The 17,840-nt window shown below is 39.5% G+C and carries 17 protein-coding genes; 9 read left to right on the plus strand and 8 right to left on the minus strand.

The window, feature by feature from the left end:
* Positions 1-9: 9 nt before the first annotated feature.
* Positions 10-1,290, minus strand: coding sequence for a DUF2130 domain-containing protein (locus CDOM15925_RS01495; RefSeq protein ID WP_169940383.1), 1,281 nt, complete (start codon positions 1,288-1,290; stop codon positions 10-12).
* Entirely contained in the window at positions 1,291-2,781 is a 1,491-nt protein-coding gene (gene putP / locus CDOM15925_RS01500; RefSeq protein WP_169940385.1) for a sodium/proline symporter PutP, read from the minus strand.
* A gap of 223 nt (positions 2,782-3,004) precedes the next feature.
* Between putP and CDOM15925_RS01505 the strand changes: the two genes are divergently transcribed.
* Genes CDOM15925_RS01505 through thiE form a run of 6 tightly spaced genes read left to right on the plus strand, consistent with a single transcriptional unit; the run spans position 3,005 to position 7,086 of the window.
* Complete coding sequence (locus CDOM15925_RS01505) at positions 3,005-3,670, plus strand: amino acid ABC transporter permease (protein ID WP_349644307.1); 666 nt, start codon at positions 3,005-3,007, stop codon at positions 3,668-3,670.
* On the plus strand, positions 3,663-4,391 hold the full coding sequence (locus tag CDOM15925_RS01510; protein ID WP_169940388.1) for an amino acid ABC transporter ATP-binding protein: 729 nt from the start codon (positions 3,663-3,665) through the stop codon (positions 4,389-4,391). Before CDOM15925_RS01505 ends, CDOM15925_RS01510 begins: the two co-directional genes overlap by 8 nt.
* A 44-nt stretch (positions 4,392-4,435) precedes the next feature.
* Positions 4,436-5,152 carry a basic amino acid ABC transporter substrate-binding protein gene (locus tag CDOM15925_RS01515; protein WP_169940390.1) on the plus strand — a complete coding sequence of 239 codons (717 nt, stop codon included), beginning with the start codon at positions 4,436-4,438 and terminating at the stop codon, positions 5,150-5,152.
* The gene (locus tag CDOM15925_RS01520) at positions 5,149-5,757 is read left to right on the plus strand and encodes a hypothetical protein (RefSeq protein ID WP_169940392.1); all 609 of its coding nucleotides are present in this window, start codon (positions 5,149-5,151) and stop codon (positions 5,755-5,757) included. The genes CDOM15925_RS01515 and CDOM15925_RS01520 overlap by 4 nt, the downstream gene beginning before the upstream one ends.
* Complete coding sequence (locus CDOM15925_RS01525) at positions 5,754-6,491, plus strand: hydroxymethylpyrimidine/phosphomethylpyrimidine kinase (RefSeq protein ID WP_169940394.1); 738 nt, start codon at positions 5,754-5,756, stop codon at positions 6,489-6,491. The genes CDOM15925_RS01520 and CDOM15925_RS01525 overlap by 4 nt, the downstream gene beginning before the upstream one ends.
* Positions 6,484-7,086 (plus strand): thiamine phosphate synthase, encoded by a 603-nt coding sequence (thiE, locus tag CDOM15925_RS01530; RefSeq protein WP_169940396.1) that lies wholly within the window; start codon positions 6,484-6,486, stop codon positions 7,084-7,086. Before CDOM15925_RS01525 ends, thiE begins: the two co-directional genes overlap by 8 nt.
* 166 nt (positions 7,087-7,252) lie before the next feature.
* On the opposite strand, the gene CDOM15925_RS01535 is transcribed toward thiE, so the two are convergent.
* Complete coding sequence (locus CDOM15925_RS01535; RefSeq protein ID WP_169940398.1) at positions 7,253-8,365, minus strand: tetratricopeptide repeat protein; 1,113 nt, start codon at positions 8,363-8,365, stop codon at positions 7,253-7,255.
* 169 nt (positions 8,366-8,534) lie between these two features.
* Positions 8,535-9,854 carry an aminotransferase class V-fold PLP-dependent enzyme gene (locus CDOM15925_RS01540; RefSeq protein WP_169940400.1) on the minus strand — a complete coding sequence of 440 codons (1,320 nt, stop codon included), beginning with the start codon at positions 9,852-9,854 and terminating at the stop codon, positions 8,535-8,537.
* 282 nt (positions 9,855-10,136) lie between these two features.
* Between CDOM15925_RS01540 and CDOM15925_RS01545 the strand changes: the two genes are divergently transcribed.
* Genes CDOM15925_RS01545 through CDOM15925_RS01555 form a run of 3 tightly spaced genes read left to right on the plus strand, consistent with a single transcriptional unit; the run spans position 10,137 to position 12,480 of the window.
* The gene (locus tag CDOM15925_RS01545; protein WP_249934662.1) at positions 10,137-10,793 is read left to right on the plus strand and encodes a DUF234 domain-containing protein; all 657 of its coding nucleotides are present in this window, start codon (positions 10,137-10,139) and stop codon (positions 10,791-10,793) included.
* Entirely contained in the window at positions 10,786-11,784 is a 999-nt protein-coding gene (locus tag CDOM15925_RS01550) for a sensor histidine kinase (protein ID WP_169940403.1), read from the plus strand. Before CDOM15925_RS01545 ends, CDOM15925_RS01550 begins: the two co-directional genes overlap by 8 nt.
* A 24-nt stretch (positions 11,785-11,808) precedes the next feature.
* Positions 11,809-12,480, plus strand: a complete 672-nt coding sequence (locus CDOM15925_RS01555; RefSeq protein ID WP_169940405.1) for a cysteine hydrolase family protein — start codon at positions 11,809-11,811, stop codon at positions 12,478-12,480.
* 117 nt (positions 12,481-12,597) lie between these two features.
* Here CDOM15925_RS01555 and CDOM15925_RS01560 read toward each other — a convergent pair whose 3' ends face one another.
* From CDOM15925_RS01560 to rbp, 4 genes are all read right to left on the minus strand, one after another.
* Positions 12,598-12,825, minus strand: a complete 228-nt coding sequence (locus CDOM15925_RS01560; protein ID WP_211436635.1) for a GNAT family N-acetyltransferase — start codon at positions 12,823-12,825, stop codon at positions 12,598-12,600.
* Positions 12,826-12,880: 55 nt separating this feature from the next.
* Positions 12,881-16,492: a DNA polymerase III subunit alpha gene (gene dnaE, locus CDOM15925_RS01565; RefSeq protein ID WP_169940407.1), complete on the minus strand. Its 3,612-nt coding sequence runs from the start codon at positions 16,490-16,492 to the stop codon at positions 12,881-12,883.
* Between the two features lie 42 nt (positions 16,493-16,534).
* Positions 16,535-17,446 carry a glutamate--tRNA ligase family protein gene (locus CDOM15925_RS01570; protein ID WP_169940409.1) on the minus strand — a complete coding sequence of 304 codons (912 nt, stop codon included), beginning with the start codon at positions 17,444-17,446 and terminating at the stop codon, positions 16,535-16,537.
* Between the two features lie 90 nt (positions 17,447-17,536).
* The gene (gene rbp, locus CDOM15925_RS01575; RefSeq protein ID WP_169940411.1) at positions 17,537-17,779 is read right to left on the minus strand and encodes an RNA-binding regulator; all 243 of its coding nucleotides are present in this window, start codon (positions 17,777-17,779) and stop codon (positions 17,537-17,539) included.
* Between the last annotated feature and the right edge of the window lie 61 nt (positions 17,780-17,840).

A 17,840-nucleotide genomic window follows, 5' to 3' on the forward strand; every position in this document is an offset into this window, starting at 1 on the left:
CCCTAAATTTCACTCGTTTTCCAGCTCGCTTTGAGCAACGCTCTCATCAAATCCAAGCTCAAGCGTCTTTATCTCACCGATAGAATTTCCTGCGATACCTTTGATCGAGCCAAACATCTCTATTGCATTATCGCGAACTTTTTCTATCTGTTTTTCGCGGCTTTTCCAAATTCGCTTCATCGCATTTTGCTCTTTTATCAAGTCTTCTTGCATAGAAGTAAAGCCTTCCACAATAGCCTCAATTCGCATTTTAAACTCATTGCTCGTTAAATAAGAGTAAAGAAGCTCGATTTTGCCTGTTTTATTTTGCACGGAGCTTTTAGCGAAATTTAGCTCAATCACAGAATTTCTAAGCACAAAACTAAGCGCCTTAAACTCCTCATACGAACACACCCACACTCCATCAACCAGCCCCAGCCGCTCCATATCTTTTGGGCGCGCTTCGCTCACAAGCACTCCCACGTCAGCACCGCTTGAGCGCATATCGGATCTAAATTTCTCTATCCACTCATTTGAAAAGTTCTTAGTTCGCTTGCTTTCATAGTAAATTTTACCGCAGTTTTGCACCTCTCTAGTATTTACTATCTGCATGCAGTCAGCGCCGTTTGCGCCCTTTTTAACCTCCTCGATAGTATCAAGCGGAAATTTCGCCCTCAACCACTCCTCGATCGCAAGCTCCTGCACCTCACCTTGAAGCTGCTGGCTACCCTGTTCTATGCGTCTTTGAGCTTCGCTCAGCTGCTTTTTAAGCGCTTCCATCTGTTCATCTTTTTGGCGAAATTTAAGCTCATTGGCAGATGAAATTTCCTTTTGCAAGCGCTCCTTTTCGGCTTGCAACTTAGCCGAAAATTCAAGCTCGCTTTTAGCCTTGATACTTGCTTCAAGCTCATCTTTTTCGCGTTTGAGTTTTTCTATTTCCACGGTTTTTAAATTTAGCTCGCTAACCTGCTTTGACTTGGCTTCAAGCTCGGTTTTTAGGGCATTTACAGCGGCTAAATTTTCATTTTCAAATTTTATCTTTATCTGTGCTTCAAGCTCGCTTTGCTTAAGCTTTAAAGCCTCAGCTACTCTAGCGTCAAATTCCGCCTGCTTAGCTTCAAGCTCCTTTTGCTTTGCGTTTAGCTGCTCTAAATGAGTCTTATACTGCTCTCTTTTAGCTTCAACCTCTTTTTCAAAATTCTTTTTTTCGGCGGCTAATTTTTGGTTAAATTCCTGTTCGACTTGGCTTTTAAAAGCCGAATTTACATCTACATCAAACCCGCAGTTTGGGCATTTTACGCTATCTTTCATTTATAGTCTCGTCTTCATCTTTTCAAATTCTTCCTGCACGACTTTCTGATTTGGCTCATTTGTCATCTTATCTATGGCGTCGCCCCAGATGCTAATTGCTATAATAGCGATACTTGAAGCTACAAATCCCGGCAAAATTTCATAAACGTAAGAATTTAGCCCAAAAGCTATCCATGCAAGCACTGTTATGCCACCGACTATCATTCCTGCAAGTGCCGCCAGAGCGCTCATGCGCTTATAATAAAGACTAAACAAAAGTACAGGTCCAAAGCTAGCCCCAAATCCGGCCCAAGCGTTACCTACCACTCCCAGCACGGTATCGGTTGAGCCAAATGCCAAGAGTGTTGCCACTAAAGCAACCACAACTACGGCATATCTGCCAAATATCACCTGTGTCTTTTCATCGACTTCTTTTTTATAAAATGCAAGAATAAAGTCCTTCGTAACAGAGCTTGCGCTTACTAAAAGCTGGCTTGAAATCGTACTCATAATCGCCGAAAGCACCGCAGAGATGATAACTCCTACGATAAAAGGATGAAACAGCGTCTCCCCAAGCTTTAAAAATACGGTTTCGGAGTCTTTTAAAGGCATGCCAAGCTGACTATAATAAACAAAGCCTATAAGACCGCTCATGATAGCGCCGATGAGCCCGAGTGCCATCCAGCCGATACCTATCCTGCGCGCCTGAGCAAGCTCGCTAGAGCTTCTTATCGCCATAAAACGCACTATGATATGAGGTTGTCCGAAGTATCCAAGACCCCAAGCCATGAGTCCTAGTATGCTTAAAAATGTCTGATTGTGAAATAAATTTAGGTGGTTTTCGCCGTATTTGTTAATCTCACTCCAAAGGCTCGCTCCACTTGGAATTTCGATGTTAAAAAACGCAACGGTAGGGACTAAAATAAGCACTAAAAACATAAGCGAACCTTGAAAAGCATCGGTTATCGCAACCGCTCTAAATCCGCCAAAAAAAGTATAAAAAACAACGATAAATAGCGTAAATATCGCTCCTATTTTAAAATCAAGCCCGAAAAAACTCTCAAAGCTCTTACCGCCCGCGATGATACCGCTACTTACATAAAGAGTAAAAAATACAAGTATAACTACGCCTGAGACTATACGCAAAATTTTTGTGTTGTCTTTAAAGCGGTTTTCTAAAAAATCAGGAATCGTTATACTGTCGCTTGCAACTTCGGTATAAACGCGAAGTCTTTTAGCCAAAAACAGATAGTTACAATACGCACCTATGGTTAGTCCTATGGCTATCCAGACGTTTGCGATACCCGTAGCATAAAGCGCACCGGGCACTCCAAGCAACATCCAACCGCTCATATCGCTAGCTCCCGCACTAAGAGCCGTTACAACCGGTCCCAGCCTGCGATTATCCAGCAAGTACTCGCTCATATTTGCGTTTTTGTTATAAGAATACTTACCGACAAACAATAAAAATCCAAAATAAAGAGCAATAGCAAGATATGCACCAAATTCCATAAAACAAGCCTTTTGGTTAAATTTAAAGCGATATATTAACATTAAATTTATTAAAATTTAAAAATTTACCCTCTTAAATTTGCTCGTATGAGCGGAAATTTCACACTAAAACAGTATCAATTAAGCAAAAAAATATCAATTTTTTTGTATATTTGACATTTACGTTTCATTAAAGGCAACCAAATTGAACGAGAAATTTTTCAAGCTTCTTTTTTTCTTAACCATAGTCTGCGTCGGTGTTTATTTTACCTACCCTACCGAGCTTAACGCAACTCAGCGCTTAGCATATCTGCAAAGTTATAAAACAACTCTCATACTAACCGCAGGCGGTATAACCATAGGCATAGTGCTTGGATTTTTCCTTGCGTTTTTACGCTTCTTAAAGATCAAGCCGCTTACCTTTATAATAGACGAATACATCGACATCTTGCGCGGCACTCCGCTCATGCTCCAGCTTATGGTTTTTGCGTTTATCATACTTGTTTCGTTTGAAAATTTATACGCAGCCATTGTGGCTCTTGGGTTAAACAGCTCCGCATACGTCGCAGAAATCGTTAGAAGCGGTATCGCTAGCGTAGATAGAGGACAGATGGAAGCGGCTCGCGCTATGGGGCTTGACTACTCAACCTCAATGGGGCAAATCATAATCCCTCAAGCGACAAAAAACATCCTTCCCGCTCTTGCCAATGAATTTATATCGCTGTTTAAAGAAACATCCATCGTAGGCTTCATAAGCGTAGCCGATATCACGATGCAAAGCAGAAGCTTTCAATCGGTTCTTTACAATCCAAAGCCGCTTATATTTGCGGGCGTGATTTATTATACAAGCGTTAAAATTTTTTCGTATTTGGCTAAAAAGCTTGAAGAGAGGCTAAATAGACATGATTGAGATTAGAAATTTAAACAAAAACTACGGCGATTTGCAGGTCTTAAAAGATATTAGCGTAGATATCAAACAAGGCGAGGTAATAGCCATCATCGGACCAAGCGGCGGAGGTAAAAGTACATTTTTACGCTGCATAAACCGCCTTGAAGAACCTACAAGCGGACATATCAAGATAAACGGCGAAGACATACTAAGCAAAAAAGCCGATATAAATAAAATTCGCCAAAAGATAAGCATGGTTTTTCAGCATTTTAATCTGTTTGCAAACAAAAACGTCCTAGAAAATTTAACTCTAGCTCCGATTAAAGCGGGAATTTTAAGCAAAACGGATGCGGAAAAAAGAGCCGACGAGCTTCTTAAAAGCGTAGGATTGCTTGATAAAAAATACGCCTTCCCTCACAAGCTTTCAGGCGGACAAAAACAACGCATAGCCATAGCCAGAGCGCTTGCGATGAATCCTGACGTGATACTTTTTGACGAGCCGACCTCAGCGCTTGATCCGGAGATGATCGGAGAAGTTCTTGATATCATGAGAGATGTTGCGGCCAAAGGCCTAACGATGCTTGTAGTTACTCACGAAATGGGATTTGCAAGAAATGTAGCAAACCGTATATTTTTCATGGACGGGGGCAAAATTACCGTAGATGATACACCTAAAAATATCTTTGAAAATCCGCAAAATCAAAGACTAAAAGAATTTTTAGGAAAAGTGTTAAATCATTAATTTTAAAGTATTATAATTACGCAAATTTCATTAAGGAGAGTTAGATGAAAAAATTATTCGCACTGCTTTTGGCGGGCTTAGTTAGCCTTGGCGCTACCGAACTTAAAGTAGGAACAGCCGCAAACTATCCGCCGTTTGAGTTTATCGACGATCAAAACAAGATTGCGGGTTTTGATATAGATCTGATGGATGCGCTTTCTAAAAAAGTAGGATTTAAATACCAGTTCGTAAATATGAATTTCGACGGACTTATCGTTGCTCTTAAAACAGGCAAAATAAACGTGATCGCAAGTGCGATGAGCGCAACTGACGAAAGAAGAAAGTCTATTGATTTTACCGACGCTTACTACTCAACCGAAAATATCTACCTTCGCAAGAAAGGCAATGATGCTATAAAAGATAAAGAGAGCTTAAGCGGTAAAAAAGTAGGCGTGCAACTTGGCACGGTTCAAGAGATGGCGGCAAAAGAGATAAAAGGAGCTAAAGTAACTCCGGCCGAAGAGACCGTAAGTCTAACGCTTGGACTAAAAACAGGCAAGCTTGATGCGGTGATATTTGACAGCTCTATAGGATACGGATACCTTAAGAAAAATCCTGATCTAGAGGAATTTCATAAAGAATCAGACGGAAGCGAAGGATTTTCTATAGCTTTTGATAAAGACAAAAATTTAGATCTGATAGAGAAGATAAATGCCGCTTTAAAAGAGCTTAAACAAGACGGCACTTACGATAAATTACTAGAAAAATACGATCTTAAATGATAACCTCTCACGCAATTTTTAAACTCAAATTTAAAAGTTGCGTGGCTCTTTTTGCTTTTTTACTTATTCCTACTTTCGCTTTAGCCGATCAAAAAGTAATCGCAACCTTTGTTAAAAAGATAAACGACGATACTTTTGTTTTTAAGATAAATCCTATAAAATCAGCCCCATGTAAGCTTTACGGTATCGAAATTTATAAACCAAAAAAATGCATAGACGATGAAAAACAGCTAGAAGAATTTAATAAATTTTACGAAGATGAAATTTATAAATTTATAAAACCCGGAAGAAATTTTTACCTTGAAGCTAAACAAAATTTAGGCGATAGATGGCTTTGCGAGGTAAGCGATAATAGCAGAATTTTAAACAAAACTCTAGTAAAAAACGCTCTAGCCAAACCAAAAAACAAAGAATATAAAAAGATAAAGGTAACTTCAAACAGGATAAAAGATAAATTTCCCGAAATTTTCGAGTGCTTCCAAAGCGGTAAAAAGCCCGAAGTAAAACCAAAAGAAGATAGCGAGCAAGAGATATTGTGGGACGAAACACAAGAAGAAGAGGAAAAACCAAAAATTCAAATAGAGTTTAAAGAGGCAAATGAATGAAAAACATACTTATCATAGCAGGATCTGATAGCGTCGGAGGAGCCGGTATTCAGGCTGATATCAAGACCTGCGAAGCCTTTGGCTGCTACAGCGCAACGGCGATCACCGCTCTTACTGCGCAAAATACTGACGGAGTAAGCGCTATCAGTGAGGTTTCGAGCGAATTTTTAAACGCACAGCTTAAAATGATAACCGACGAGCTTAAGATAGATGCGATCAAAGTCGGAATGCTCTTTAATAAAGAGCTTATCTTGTGCGCCAAAGGCTGGATAGAGCGTCTTAATGTGCCAACGGTTATTGATCCTGTCTGCGTTGCAAAATCGGGAGCAAAACTGCTTAAAGATGACGCTATAGACGAGCTAATAGAGCTTTTAAATCTGGCAACGATAGCCACTCCAAATATATACGAAGCGCGTGTTTTAAATATAGATACTTCAAATTTGCCATGTGACATCATCTTTAAAAGAACTGTAGCCGATGAAATTTGCGAAGATACCTTGCATACAAAAGCCGGCGAGATAATCAAATTTCAAGAGGAGTTGATAGAACCAAAGATAATACATGGAGCCGGATGTAGCTTTGCCAGTGCGCTTGCTTGCGCTCTTGCATTAGGAAATGACACGAAAGAAGCGATCAAAATCGCTAAAAAATTCATCTTAAACTCTATAAAATCAGCACACACAAGCAAATTTGGCGTGAGAATTTTAAATCACAAAGCAGGATTTAATGGCTGAAATTTATGCGATTAGCGATAATATTTTAACTCCTGATGATACTATCTTAGAGCAAACTCGTGAAATTTTAGAGTGCGGGATAAAACATTTTCAATATAGAAGCAAAAAAGCCGTTAAAGATGAAAATTTAGCACGCAAGTTGCTAGCGCTTTGCGATGATTTCGGAGCGAAATTTATCGTAAACGACGATGTGACTTTTGCTAAAAAAATCGGAGCAAAATGCGTTCATATCGGTAAAGAGGACGGCGACATAAAAGCCGTGCGAGAAATTTTAGGCAAAGATGCATTTATCGGTGTAAGTTGCTATGACGACATAAATTTGGCTCTTAAGGCACAAAATGAAGGAGCAAGCTACGTGGCTTTTGGAAGCGTCTTTACAAGCTTAACAAAACCCACTGCTGCAAGATGCTCGCTTGAAACGATAATGCAGGCTAAAGAAATTTTAGATATACCCATTTGCGCTATCGGCGGTATAAACGCTCAAAATATCGATAGAATTTTAGCTCTTGAAATAGATCTTATTGCCATTATCTCAGCTCTTTATAAACCTGAAAGCATAAGCGAAAATTACAGAAATTTAAGCAGGTTTTTGTAATTTTAATCTTTAAACCAAAGCTACAAAGAAAGTTTTACCGATTTATGCATTAAGGCAAGCTAATTTAATTAGGCATTAAAACGCAGTTTGGTTAAAATTTGGAGCGCGTTCGCAAGGTCAAAAAATCTTGAACATATTTAGCAAACGGCTTGGAACGAGGTTAAAATTACTTACTTTGTTTCATCTTATCACGCCAACTGCAAATTTCTTTATTACCTTCCCTGCAAGCCTTTCCGACGATATCCTCAAAAGTAAAGCAAGCTTCTCTATTATTTAGCTTGCAAGCTTTATATATATATTCCATTATTTTATTGTCATCTTTTTCTACAAGAGGCAAAGCCTGCAAGCAACCGTTGCTATATCCGTATTCGCAAGCTTTATCATAATAATAAAGCATTTTTTCAGGATCGTTTTTATGAGCGTTCGCCGCCATATAGCAAGAGTGCGGATCTTTGTTTTCGCAAGCTATCTCCTCGCTTGTGGTTTTGCCTAGCTTTTCGCAAGCCCTGCTTTTTCTGTTATGCTTGCAAGCGATAGAAAATAGCTCGTTCGCCTTTTTCTCATCTTTCATACCGTATTTGTCGCTTTCATAAAGCTCTCCTAAGCTGCCGCAAGCTTCCGGATACTTATCAGGGCAAATTTTCTCTAAAACTTCTTTGCCTTTTTTGATATCTTTTTTCACACCTATACCATCGGTGTAAAAAAAGCTCACCGTAGGGCACATACCATACACTCCTCTTTCACACAGACCGTTATAGACCTCAAACGCTTTTTCGTAATTCTTCTCTACGCCCTGACCGTAGTAGTACATATAAGCAAGATAAGTGCAAGCATCCTCGTCCTTGCCGAGTTCACAACCCTTTTTTGCGTACTTAAACGAAGCTTCAAAGTCCTTTTTGTCATACGCAGAGACTGCGAGCTTACCGCAACTTGCAGCGTCATTCGCCTTGCAAGCCGCTTCACGTTTTTCTTTAAGCTCTTTTGCATAACCCTTTTCGCAGCACATTTTGTCTTGATCATTTAAGTCGCAACACAATCTATAATACATAATAGCCTTTTGCGGATCGCTTGCTATGCCCGGTCTTCCGAAATCATAATGAGAGCCAAGCTGTTTGCAAGACGACCAAACCTTATCCTTTACGCAAGCTTCGTGCTCAAACGGGATAGACTCTCTAAATTTACTGTCTATTCTTAACTCGTTTGCTATTGATGCGTTAGTTCTTGCATGAGCCGATAGTGCAAGAAGTGCGGCAAAAACGATAAAAACAACTTTTCTCATGACAGCCTCCTAGTATGAAATTTATCCACCACAATTATACTAGGCTTTTTCTAAAAATATTAATATAAATAATTTTTTTACCTAATTTTATATAGTTACATTAATTTTAGTAACAATATTTAGAGTTTGAAATTATCGTTATTATTGAGCGAATTTAAAATTTTTAGGCTTAAATTTTACCCGCAAATATCGAGTGAAGCGCAAGCTCCTCGCCCCAAACGTTTTTATGCTTCTCAATACTTTTTTTAATAGCACTTACAAGATAAAGCACATCGTCTTTAGTATGCGTATAGTGCAGGCTCACTCTAACCCAGCCGGGCTTTTTGTCAAAGGTTTGATTGTCTTTTAAATTTAGTAAATCATGCCCGTAAGGTCCTGCACAAGCACATCCGGCACGGGTTTGTATGCCGTAGTCATTGCTAAGAGTTGCGGCAAAATCATAAGGCGAAACGCCTTTAATATTAAACGCAAATATCGGCACGCGAGCCAAATTTTTAGGCGAGTAGCATATCACGTCATCAATATTTGCAAGCTCGTTTGCAAACAGCTCGTTTAATTCATCTTCACGCTCTTTAATGCGCTCAAATCCGATCTCATTTCTAAGCTTGTAGGCTAAATTTGCCCTTATCATCTGAATTATCCCCGGAGTGCCGCCCTCTTCTAACTGCTCGAAATTCTTTACAAACTGATGACTTGTCCTGCTTACGTAAGCCACCGTTCCACCGGCCGCAAAAGTAGGCTCACAGCTATCTATAAGCGATTTTCTAATCGCCAAAAGTCCGCAGCTTCCGACCCCGCCAAGCAGCTTATGAGGCGCTAGAAACAGAGCATCAAAGTAATTGCAATCTAAATTGGCATAAGCGCTAATGCTTGACGCATCAAGCGCAAGTACTCCGCCACGAGCTTTAATTATCTCATAAATTCTTTTATAATCGCTAATAACACCCGTAACGTTTGAAGCTGCGCTAAAAGAGACGATGATCTCGCGGTTTTTATTCATCTCAAGCACACGCTCAAGCATTTTAAAATCAACTCCGCCGTCTTCATCAAGCCCTATTCTAACGACATCGCACATCCCTTCGCGAAAGCTAACTTCGTTTGAGTGGTGTTCGTAAGGCCCCACGATAACTAAAGGCAAATTTGAAATCGCTTTTATATTGTATCTTTTGCGAGTATTTGGCGGTATATAAAGCCCCATGATCTCTTGAAATTTCTTTATCGCGGCACTTGCTCCGCTTCCGCAGCCGACGAGATAGAACTCATCGTTAAGAGCAAGTAAATTTTTAAGCTCGCTTCTAGCGTTTTCGTATCTACGCTGGGTTAAAATAGCGTTTGAGGAGCTATCAGAATGTGTATTAGCATAGGTTTTTAGAAATTTTAAAACTTCTTTTTCGATAGGCCCATAAGCAAGCCCCGAAGCAGTATAATCAAAATAATAAATTCCGTCTTTTAAAATGATATTTTTTCTAACTTCATCCAAATTCAGCACACTATCGCCTTAGTTTTTAAAAGTGATTATAACCAAAAGTGTGCTAAAATGGGCTAAAAAGGAGAACAAATCCATACGTTAAAATCCTCTTATAAACGCTTCAAACACCTTGATATACACGAGCTTATAAATTTCCACTGCGTTTTTGACGCTTATGATATAAGCCCAAATTTTTACGATGTTTTTGAGGCGATTGAGGTTTGTATAGTAAGAGAATTTCAAAATTTAAAACCAAAATTTAGCTTTAACACTCCGCTTAAAAACGAACTTAGCCTTGCACTAATGCGCCTTGCAAAAAGCGATAGAAAGCGGTTTAATATCCATAAAATTTTCTCTCAACAAGTCGCCAAACGAGTTTATAAAGAGCTTTTTGAAAGAGAGCTCATAAGTGTTGAAAAGAGCCTTGAAAAACCTATAAAAGCGCCAAAAGGACAGCTTTTAAAAAAGCATTTAAGAAGATATCAGGTAGAGGATAAAATACGTTTTAGCGATAATTTCACTAGATTTTGGTTTAGATTTATAGAGCCAAATTTAAGTCTGCTTGAAGAGGCTAAATTTGATAACGTTATGCGAGATATAAGGGCGAATTTCGATGATTATGCAAGCTTTGGATTTGAGCTTGTTTGCAGGGAACTTTTGGCGCACAAATTTGGCGTAGAATTTGATAGAGTAAGCAGTCTGTGGACAAGAGAGGTTGAGATCGATCTGTTTTTAAAAATCAACGAGCAGATCATAGTCGGAGAGGCGAAATTTAAAGAGCATAAGATATGCAAAAATGTGCTAAATTTGCTTGCTAAAAAATGTGGCAGATTGCAGCTTGAACCGTATAAATTTGCGCTTTTTTCAAAGAGCGGCTTTAGCAAAGAGCTTGAGAGATTAAAAGACGAGCGAGTAATGCTTTTTGATATGAAAGATTTTGAGGAGCTGATAAATGGATGAAAAAACAAGCATACAAGATGGGTTAAAAAGCCTGATAGAGCAGACTTATTTAATCGAGCAAGAATATAAAAACCTCACGAATTCATACTCAAATTTGCAAAATTTCATAAAAGAGATAGTGGAAATTTTGCCCACCGCCATCTGGGTCATAGACGAAAAGGGCGAAATTTTCTTGCAAAACTCAGAAGCGCTTAAAATTCCAAAGCTTTTAAATTTAATCGATGAAAACAGCGAAGAGATAGAGCTACACGGTCAAATTTATCTCATAAAAACTACTCAAAAAAACGGCAAAAAAATCATCTCCGCAACCGACATAACAAAAGAAAAACGCACGGAACGACTAGCCTCTATGGGACAGGTTGCCGCCCACTTAGCTCACGAGATAAGAAATCCTATAGGTTCGATCTCGCTTCTAACCTCAACCCTTTTAAAGCGAGCCGATGAAAAAACAAAGCCCGTAGTAAGCGAGATTCAAAGGGCCATTTGGCGAGTAGAGCGTATTATTAAAGCAACACTGCTCTTTACAAAAGGTCTTAGCATAAATCCTAGCGTGTTTAATTTTAACGAATTAAAAAGCGAATGCGAGGAAGCCATCGCCTACTACGCCTACTCAAAAGAGATAAATTTCAACTTAAATTTTCCAAACGCTTACTATAATGGCGACAAAGACTTGCTTGCGATAGTCTTTCAAAACATGCTTTTTAACGCGATTGACGCGATTGAGCAAGGCGATGATGAAAGCGGGGAGATAAGGCTTGATTATGAAAAAACATCCCAGGAGCATCGCTTCGTTATCTTTGATAGCGGAGTAGATATAGCAAATGCACAAATCGTCTTTGAGCCGTTTAAGACGAGCAAGCTTAAAGGAAACGGGCTTGGGTTGCACCTGTGCTTGCAGATCATAAACGCACACAAAGGAAGTATCGAAATCATGCTAAACCCGAAGCGATTTTGCATAAATTTGCCTATTTATAAGGCAAAAAGCGAGTAAATTTATAAAATTTGAAAGGCAAAAATGAAACTCGATAGAAAAATTTTAGACGAATTAGAAATTTGGCACGAAGAGCTAAAGCCACTTAAGATGAGCGAGCTTTTTAAAAACGGTGGCAAAAATATCGCCTTCGTAAGCGTAGATATGATAAACGGCTTTTGCTGTGAGGGCGCGTTATCTAGTCCAAGAGTGGGCGCTATAGCTAAAAATTTGGCAGATACATTTAAAAGAGCGCACGATAAATTTGGCTTTAAAAATTTCATCTTAATCCAAGATAATCACGGTGAAATTTCAAGCGAATTTGACGCTTTCCCGCCACATGCGATAGCAGGAACGAGCGAGGCTGAGACGATAGATGAGCTTAAAAATTTAAGCTTTTTTGATGAGATGAAAATTTATTATAAAAACTCGATAAGTTCGGCATATTGCGACGGATTTAACCGCTTTTTAGAGCAAAATCCAAATATGAATACCTTTGTCATCTTTGGCGACTGCACCGATCTTTGCGTTTATAATCTCGCCCTTCACATCAAGCTAAGCGCAAACGAAAAAAACATAAAACGCGAAGTTATCGTAGTAAGTGATCTGGTGCAAACCTACGACGCGCCTTGGCACAACGGAGATTTTTATCATCTGGTGTTTTTACGACATATGCAAATAGCGGCAAATATAAAAGTTGTCAAATCTCTTAAATAAATTTAGGCGAATTTAAACAAGACCGACCCGCAAGCCGCTTGTTCTAGCATTAAAAAAGAATTTCAAAAAGGCTTACTTTAGCATTTTGATAATGAACGGGCAAGCCTTTAGTATCATTTAGCTCGGTAAGCCAAAATTTTTACTACTTTTTAGAGCATACTCTTTAGCCCAATCTACTATATGCCAAACTAAATTTTGTCCTCTAAAGTTAGGATTTACCGCTATACGATGTATATATATGGCGGCATCGGCGTTTCTTTCTTGCCAAATTTGAGCGTTATCAAAGACTATCGCCCAAATGCAAGCTATTGTGCCGTTTATTTTTATGCTTAACCGCCTCGTCATAAAGATATAAAATGTCGCCTACATCATCTTTTGAGCTGTTTTGTATAATCACTGTTTATACTGCTAGACTATTTACCTTTTCTTCAAAATTATCGCTTACTACAAATTCCGTGTTATAAACTAAAATTTGATTTTGCTCGGGGTTGGCTATCTTGATGATTAGGCTTTTATTGTTCTTTTCAACCCCACTGCGATGATCTTGCTGAGCTAGGCGGTAGATATTTGTTATCATATCCTTGCTAAGGCTTACCATGTCCAAATTTAGCTCAAGCGGGGTTAAATTTCTAGGCTTTTCTTTTAAATTTGAGCCGTTAGAGCCGTTTTGATAACTTCCGTTGCCGTTAAAATTTCGCTTCTTAAAGGTTCGCGCCTTAAAATTCATATCCTTAGCGTCCTCAAGACTAACCATCTCGATAAGCCTTATGCGGTTGAACTGTCCGTCTCGAGAGAAGTTTATCTTAAAGGCGTAAGGAGTCTCATAAACTGCATTTCCAAGCTTTTCAAGCTCGGCAAGTTCGCGATCAAATAGCGTTATTTCGATATTTCCGTGAAAATCAAGCACGTTTAAAGTACCGATTTTCTTACCGCTATTTTTAGCTATCCTCGTGCTGATATCTTCGATCTTTCCAACCACAAGCAGCTCTGCACTCTCGCCGACACTTTCAAATTCCGAGCTTAAAGTGTAGCTTATCTCGTCAATTTGCGCCTTAAAGTCCTGCAAAGGATGGCCCGAAAGATAAATTCCCACGCTATCTCTTTCGTATAAAAGCCTCTCTTTTAGCTCAAATTCCGTATCGTCCGCCAGCAAATTTACCTTCACGTTATTCATGCTCTCATCTTCGCCAAAGAGGCTTTCTGCGCTATTTTTCTTGATCTGAGCGGCACTCTTGCAAGCTTCCATTATATTATCAAGGTTATTAAACATCATCTTTCTAGTAAAGCCAAAAGTATCAAAAGCGCCTGATTTTATGAGGCTTTCAACAACTCTTCTATTTACCCTAAAGCTATCTATACGGGAAACAAAATCGTCAAGCTCTTTAAATTCTCCATTTTTACGCTCCTCAATGATATTTTCTATCGCTGCACCGCCAACGCCTTTAATCGCTCCAAGACCGTAAATAATAGCGTCGCTTCCGTTTTCGCTAACAACGCTAAATTCTTGCATAGAGCGATTTATGCAAGGCGGAAGTATGGATATGTTCATACGCTTTGTTTCGTCGATGTATTTTGCGATTTTATCCGCATTATCCTCCTCGCTCGTTAAAAGAGCCGCCATAAATTCGGCAGGATAATAGGTCTTTAGGTATGCAGTTTGAAAGATTATCATGGCATAAGCTGCGGCATGCGATTTGTTAAATCCGTAAGAGGCAAATTTCAAAATCATCTCAAAGAGCTCGTCAGCCTTTGCTCCGTTTAACCCCTTTGTAATCGCACCTTCTACGAACTGCCCTTTAAGCCTATCCATCTCCTCTTTTATCTTTTTACCCATTGCACGGCGCACCAAATCTGCACCTCCAAGACTAAATCCGCCTATGGTTTGAACTATCTGCATAACCTGCTCCTGATATACGATAACACCGTAAGTAGGAGCTAAAATAGGCTCAAGTTCCGGGAAAATATATGTTATCTCGGCTTCTTTATGCTTCCTTGCAACAAAATCAGGAATAAGATCCATAGGCCCAGGACGATAAAGTGCAACCATCGCGATAATGTCATCAAAACAGTCAGGCTTTAGACTAAAGCCAAGCTTGCGCATACCCTCACCTTCCACTTGAAAGAGTCCTATCGCCTGTCCGCTTTGAATAATCTCATAAGTTTTTTTATCGTTTATATCAATCGTCTCCCAAATAATATCCTTACCAAAGCGATTTTTGATAAGTTTTATCGCATTATTAATAACCGTTAGGGTTTTAAGTCCGAGGAAGTCAAATTTGATAAGATCCACATCCTCAAGATATTTTAGACTATATTGCGTTACAAAGTGATCTTCGGCGCTATTTGGCTGGCGAAATAGCGGGGCTTTATTCCAAAGTTCCTCGTTTGAGATAACCACTCCCGCCGCATGCATGCCTGCGTTGCGGTTTAGGCCCTCTAAATCAAGTGCAAATTTCCAAATTCTAGCCGCATTTGCGTTTTTATCGATGAGCTCTTTTATCTTTGGCTCTTTTTCAAAAGCACCCTCAAGAGTTATGCCAAGCTCATCAGGTATGAGCTTGGCCATTGCGTCAGCCTCGGCATAAGGCATATTGCAAACCCGCGCGACATCTCGGATAACGCCTTTAGCAAGCAATTTACCAAACGTTATAACCTGAGCTACGTTAAATTTGCCGTATTTTTCGATAACATAGTCAATTATCTCGCCTCTTCTATCCTGACAAAAATCCACGTCAATATCGGGCATGCTTACGCGCTCGGGATTTAAAAACCTCTCAAAAAGCAGGTTGTAAGGTATAGGATCGATATCGGTTATCCTAAGACTATACGCCACCAAGCTTCCGGCAGCCGAACCACGTCCGGGCCCCACCGGCACGCCGCGCTTCTTGGCCTCCCTTATAAAATCCCAAACGATCATCATGTAGCCCGGGAAATTCATCTTATTTATGATATCTATCTCGACCTCAAGGCGCTTTTTATACTCTTCGTGCTTTTCTTCAGGCACAAATTTAAGCCGCTCGGCAAGACCGTTTCTGCACTCATACTCAAAAAACACCGAGTCGTTTGCAAAGCTGTAGCGATTATCAGGCTCCGGCAGACTTAGTCCTCGCTCGGCTGCGCATTCAAGAGTAAATTTAAAATTTGGCGGTGTAGCGTCGCCAAGCTTTATCTCAAGATTGCATTTTTCTGCAATCTCTTGCGTGTTTGCTATAGCTTCTGGGATATCTGCAAAAAGCTCGCTCATCTGAGCCGGAGTCTTAACGTAAAACTCATGCACGCTGTGGCGCAAGCGGTTTGGATCATCAAGCAGTTTGTTCATCGCGATACACATGAAAACTTCGTGCGCATCGGCTCTTTGCTGAAACGTATAGTGCGTGTCGTTAGTGGCAATTATCTTGATGTCAAGCTCTTTTGCTATACGCAAAATTTGATCATCAATCCTGCGCTGATCACCGATACCGTGGCGCATGATCTCAAGATAAAAGTCCTCACCGAAAATTTCCTTATACTCGCGCGCCACTTCAAGCGCTTTTTCATATCCGCCCGCTCCGTAGCGCAAATTTCGTTCGCTTTCGTTCAGATGCCAATTCACTTCGCCTTGAAGGCATGCAGAGCTACATATCACGCCTTCGCTATGCTCTCTTAATAGTTTTTTATTGATACGAGGATAGTAATAAAAACCCTCGATATAGCTCATCGAACTTAGATACATCAAATTTTTATAACCGATCTCGTTTTTAGCAAAAAGACACAGGTGAAAGCGCTGTTTGGAACTCTTATCGCCGATTTCCTCGCTGTTATGGATGTAAGCTTCTAGCCCGATTATCGGCTTTATGCCCTCGCCCTTCATCGTCTTGTAAAAATCAATTGCACCAAACATATTTCCATGATCGGTTATGGCTACTGAGCTTACGCCTTGTTTTTTAAGCGTTTTGGCAAGCTCTTTTATCTTGTTGGCTCCGTCAAGCAAGGAGTATTCGGTGTGCAGATGTAAATGTGTAAAATCGCTCATAATCATTCCTTTATTAGGTTTGATTTTACAAAATAGTAGCTTTTAGAGCGCTTTTATATGGCTTATATTTTCTTTAAAGGCTTCAAGTAAATTTGATAAAGTGTCGCATTTTGCTTCGTTTAAACCGAGTTTTTTAGCTAGAAATTTATAGTGAATTTTTGCACCGTCTTTTAAATTTACGGCAGGCGCATTTGAAGTTTTTGATAGCTTTTTATCTCCGCTTTTAAGCAGGCTGTGATGGATGAAATTTGAGTTTTTGAAATTTAATCCAAGCAAATTTGCCGTATATTTTTGAGCGGCCGAACACTCAAGCAGATCCTCTCCGCGCACGAGCAAATTTACTCCAAGCTGCTCGTCATCAACTAGGCTTGCAAGGTTATAAGCGGCACTGCCATCTTTTTTATATATCATAAAATCACCCATATTTTGAGCTAAATTTATCTTTTTGTTTTGACTTAAATTTATAAGCCCAAATTTTGTGCCGTCACAACCAACCTCTATCATCTCCTCGCTATCTACGTGAAGTCTGACGCAGGTTTTACCCAGAGTAAATTTTAGATTTTTGTTTAGGCAAATTTGTTTATAGATGCCGTTTATAAAGGAATTTTTCATCGAATGAGAGCACTCGCAAGCATAGCAAACTCCTAAATTTTCAAGTCTCTTAAGCGCGGTTTCGTAGTTTGAAGCTCTAAATTTGGAGCTAAATTTTGATTCAAATTCAGCCACCGAGCTAGCTCCGCCGTCAAAATCAATACCAAGCATATCAAGCACACGAAATATGTTTTCGGTATATTGGCTTTTATATCTTACAAGATCGTAATCATCAATACGAAGGTGCAAAATTCCATCAAAAGCACGTGTAAAAAGATAGGTTAAAAGAAAGTTATATACGTTTCCGGCGTGAAGAAATCCGCTTGGAGTAGGAGCTATACGAGAGATAATTTGAGAATTCATCTAGAAATAGTCAAGACTTATGAAATTTTAAAAATAAAAAAGAAAATTTAATCGCATAAATTTAAAGCCGCCCAAGCGAGCGGCTAAATTTTAATCTTTCGGGCGAGCTTCATTGACTCTTAAAGTTCTACCGCCGATCTCTTTATCGTTTAGTGCCTCTATCGCTTTTGCGCCTGCAGCGTCATCCATCTCGACAAATCCAAATCCCTTTGAGCGATCCGTATCGCGATCTCTTACTATCTTTGCGCGTTTCACTTCGCCAAACGGCGAAAAAGTATCCTTAAGCTCTGCCTCAGTCATGCGATATGACAAGTTACCGACGTAAATATTCAAAGTAACATTTCCTTAAATTCAAATTTCCGATAAAATCGGTTGTCTGATAATACCTGAATTT

It is taken from the genome of Campylobacter sp. RM15925 (genome assembly GCF_012978775.1).
Taxonomy (GTDB): Bacteria; Campylobacterota; Campylobacteria; order Campylobacterales; family Campylobacteraceae; genus Campylobacter_A; species Campylobacter_A canis.

Bases quoted from the DNA above. Each gene is read 5' to 3' on its own strand.
- CDOM15925_RS01495 (WP_169940383.1), bottom strand. From the start codon at position 1,290: ATGAAAGATAGCGTAAAATGCCCAAACTGCGGGTTTGATGTAGATGTA.
- putP (WP_169940385.1), bottom strand. From the start codon at position 2,781: ATGGAATTTGGTGCATATCTTGCTATTGCTCTTTATTTTGGATTTTTA.
- CDOM15925_RS01555 (WP_169940405.1), top strand. From the start codon at position 11,809: ATGAAACTCGATAGAAAAATTTTAGACGAATTAGAAATTTGGCACGAA.
- CDOM15925_RS01520 (WP_169940392.1), top strand. From the start codon at position 5,149: ATGATAACCTCTCACGCAATTTTTAAACTCAAATTTAAAAGTTGCGTG.
- dnaE (WP_169940407.1), bottom strand. From the start codon at position 16,492: ATGAGCGATTTTACACATTTACATCTGCACACCGAATACTCCTTGCTT.
- CDOM15925_RS01545 (WP_249934662.1), top strand. From the start codon at position 10,137: ATGCGCCTTGCAAAAAGCGATAGAAAGCGGTTTAATATCCATAAAATT.
- CDOM15925_RS01535 (WP_169940398.1), bottom strand. From the start codon at position 8,365: ATGAGAAAAGTTGTTTTTATCGTTTTTGCCGCACTTCTTGCACTATCG.
- CDOM15925_RS01570 (WP_169940409.1), bottom strand. From the start codon at position 17,446: ATGAATTCTCAAATTATCTCTCGTATAGCTCCTACTCCAAGCGGATTT.
- CDOM15925_RS01550 (WP_169940403.1), top strand. From the start codon at position 10,786: ATGGATGAAAAAACAAGCATACAAGATGGGTTAAAAAGCCTGATAGAG.
- CDOM15925_RS01525 (WP_169940394.1), top strand. From the start codon at position 5,754: ATGAAAAACATACTTATCATAGCAGGATCTGATAGCGTCGGAGGAGCC.
- CDOM15925_RS01560 (WP_211436635.1), bottom strand. From the start codon at position 12,825: ATGACGAGGCGGTTAAGCATAAAAATAAACGGCACAATAGCTTGCATT.
- CDOM15925_RS01510 (WP_169940388.1), top strand. From the start codon at position 3,663: ATGATTGAGATTAGAAATTTAAACAAAAACTACGGCGATTTGCAGGTC.
- thiE (WP_169940396.1), top strand. From the start codon at position 6,484: ATGGCTGAAATTTATGCGATTAGCGATAATATTTTAACTCCTGATGAT.
- CDOM15925_RS01515 (WP_169940390.1), top strand. From the start codon at position 4,436: ATGAAAAAATTATTCGCACTGCTTTTGGCGGGCTTAGTTAGCCTTGGC.